We start from the raw sequence: 2,692 nt of genomic DNA, 5'->3' as shown, positions 1-2,692 counted from the left end.
ACGCAGTTGCGCAAGGGGCGCTCACTGGATTTATCGCAGGAGGCGTTGCCACAGGTACTTTAAAAGGCGCACTTGTGGGCGCGTTTACAGGAGGCTTGTTTGGTGAACTGCAAAGCATGAGTGAGGGTTTTAGTAAGGTAGCAGCTCATGGCGTTGTAGGTGGCATGGGCAGCGCCATGCAGGGCGGTAAATTTGGCCATGGGTTTTTGTCGGCAGGGGTGAGCGCTCAGTTATCGCCAAAAATCCAGAGTAATGTTGGCGATGCTCATGTTAGAGTTGCGATACATGCGGCGATAGGCGGCACTGTCTCTAAGGTTACAGGTGGCAAGTTTGCGAATGGGGCTTATAGCGCAGCGTTTTCTTCGGCGTTGAGGGAGGGGGTGAGGGCTGCGCGTGATGAAGAAGAACCACAGGGTCGCGCACTTACTGATGATGAGGTTACTGAAGCTGAGTCAGTGTTTGGAGATAAGATTGATTATTCGGAAGTTCGAATAATTGATGGGAAGTATGTTCCTTTCCAGGGTGATAATTACGTTATAGCTCCAGATGGGAATATTTACTGGCCAGGAGAATGCGGGAATTTATCAAGCTGCGGAGGGGTTGGAACTGCTGGTGTGTTCATTCATGAAATGACCCATGTTATGCAGCACCAACATGGTGTGAATGTATTGGGCCGTGGACTTCTGTTGCAATCCGCTAAGTTTTTAAGTCTTGGGCTATATGACCCTTATCAATTTGATTATGACCCTATTCGCTCGTTTAGCTCATACAACATTGAGCAACAGGGGGATTACGCTAGGGGCATATACTTTGGCCGATATCCAAATAGGATCGATTACTAGAGGGTTGTTATGAATGTTGTTAAACGCTGTTTGGTGGCCTTTTATATAATTTCATTAGCGCTTGTTTTAGTGGGATGTTCTCGGACTTTTGTCGTGAAACCTTCTGGCCACATGGAAAGCGGAATTAATTTTTACTTCTATCAGTCCGAAGAGAATGATTCGCCATCTGAGTTTTACATTGTTGATGTGGTTGTTCAAAAGAAAGTGGCTGATAAAAAATGGGTGGCAGTGTGGGAGCTTAGCGGAAAGCAGGCTCTTGAAAGGATACAATATGGAGAAGAATATAAGGAGTTAGGCGAAGTTGTTCCTGCTGCGCCTCTTGAAAAAGGAGAGTTATACAGGATATTGATTTCGGAAATCTCACGGTCGGGTCCAAAAGGTTTTTCTGGAGCTGAATTCTCAATAGATGGAAATGGCGCAGTCATCGAAAGGTATAAGTAGTGTTATCCAAGAGCCGCGGCAGATTAAGCTGGCGAGGCTCTTGGGTTTTGCAAATGGGGCTTATAGCGCGGCGTTCTCTTCGGCGTTGAGGGAGGGAGCGCAACGCGCTTTCAGTGGCGGAGCGGACACATCTGTCTTGGATGGCACAGTCGGTGAAGGCGTTTCTTAGTACAACGGGAAAATATTTGTGCATGCAGCGGGAGAAGACGCCGTTTTGACAGATGACCAATTATCAACGGTTAAATCAGATCTAGGCCTCATTTTTGGAAGGGGCGGGGATGAGGGGCAAAGGCTTTATAATGCCTTGGACAGTAATAAGCCTCTTAAAATAATCGTAAATAGTCAGGGGTCGAATGCCGCTTACCTAAAAGGAAATGTGCTTTCTATCGATCTAAGTTCTCAAGTAACACTGATTGATCAGAATACAATGGAGCCTTTTGTCGCCGCTACTACCCGGATATTGACTCATGAATTGGGGCATGCCTTGCTTGGTTTGCATGATATTCATCCTGTCCTGCCTTGGGTTCAAATTGGGGATGTGGAATACCAAAACTCACCAAACGTTAGATTTATGGATCGAGTAATGAAAAATATTCATGGGGACGATGCTCACCGGAGGAGGTATTACTGATGAGAATTTTGACATCTTTGGCTGTGCTATTAATCAGTTTTCCAGCTCTTAGTATGCCTGACTGTTCGGATGCGGAGGATTTTAAGGGAAGTGTTTATGGGATGCTGGTTTCTGAAATGCTTCCGATAAATGCGGAATCCCCCGAGGAAGATGCAAAAGTCCGCTTTGAAAACGGTGACTATCGTCTGATGGGATACGGGCTCTATTCCGGGATTAAAATCCTTGGAATAGACAAGCTTGAGGAGAATGAGGTGTGCAAATATGGCGTCAGAGTTCTTCCTGGAATGACAGATGCATTTGAGTCACCTGATCATCGGCGTCTAGTGGATGAATTAAGAGTTTACATAGATGAGTATAATGCATACATGGTGAAGCTTTTGGGAAAGAGGAGCCCGTAAGGTCAGAGCTGCGTAAAACACAGCCCGGCGATGCCGGGCTGCTGATTCGCTAACCTCCGGCCTTAATGATCAAACACCCCTCATGGAATGTCGATATATGTATAGTCACATGTTGATGAAGGTAAAAACCGGGTTATTTGTGTTGATGTTACTGTTCTCGGTGTCTGCTGTTGCAGAGCAACGTTACACTGATTTTTATGAGCGAGAGTTTGCTCAATTGGTGGGTTTTTATGAGCGACTGATTGATTCCGAAGATGCAACTCAAACCGTAATAGAAGAGTTTCAGCAGTTAAAGGATGAATGGGGGCGCATTTACGACAACCAATTTGAAGCTCCTGCAGAAAATCCAGTGGAGTGCCGGTTTTGGTTAGCATTCCGAG

The 2,692-nt window shown here is 45.9% G+C and carries 4 protein-coding genes and 1 pseudogene; all 5 read left to right on the top strand.

The window, feature by feature from the left end; translation table 11 throughout:
• Window positions 1–842, top strand: a pseudogene (locus tag CWE08_RS12180) (hypothetical protein); the annotation flags it as partial.
• 9 nt (window positions 843–851) lie between these two features.
• The gene (locus tag CWE08_RS11970) at window positions 852–1,283 is read left to right on the top strand and encodes a hypothetical protein (protein ID WP_126768507.1); all 432 of its coding nucleotides are present in this window, start codon (window positions 852–854) and stop codon (window positions 1,281–1,283) included.
• Between the two features lie 187 nt (window positions 1,284–1,470).
• The gene (locus CWE08_RS11965) at window positions 1,471–1,914 is read left to right on the top strand and encodes a hypothetical protein (RefSeq protein WP_126768505.1); all 444 of its coding nucleotides are present in this window, start codon (window positions 1,471–1,473) and stop codon (window positions 1,912–1,914) included.
• Window positions 1,914–2,312, top strand: a complete 399-nt coding sequence (locus CWE08_RS11960; protein ID WP_126768503.1) for a hypothetical protein — start codon at window positions 1,914–1,916, stop codon at window positions 2,310–2,312. The genes CWE08_RS11965 and CWE08_RS11960 overlap by 1 nt, the downstream gene beginning before the upstream one ends.
• A 97-nt stretch (window positions 2,313–2,409) precedes the next feature.
• Window positions 2,410–2,692: hypothetical protein (locus CWE08_RS11955; RefSeq protein WP_133306940.1), on the top strand; the 283-nt coding region annotated here is incomplete at its 3' end.

The sequence above is a fragment of the Aliidiomarina iranensis genome (assembly GCF_003987135.1).
GTDB classification, from domain to species: domain Bacteria; phylum Pseudomonadota; class Gammaproteobacteria; order Enterobacterales; family Alteromonadaceae; genus Aliidiomarina; species Aliidiomarina iranensis.
This window is presented reverse-complemented; position numbering and strand designations above follow the sequence as displayed.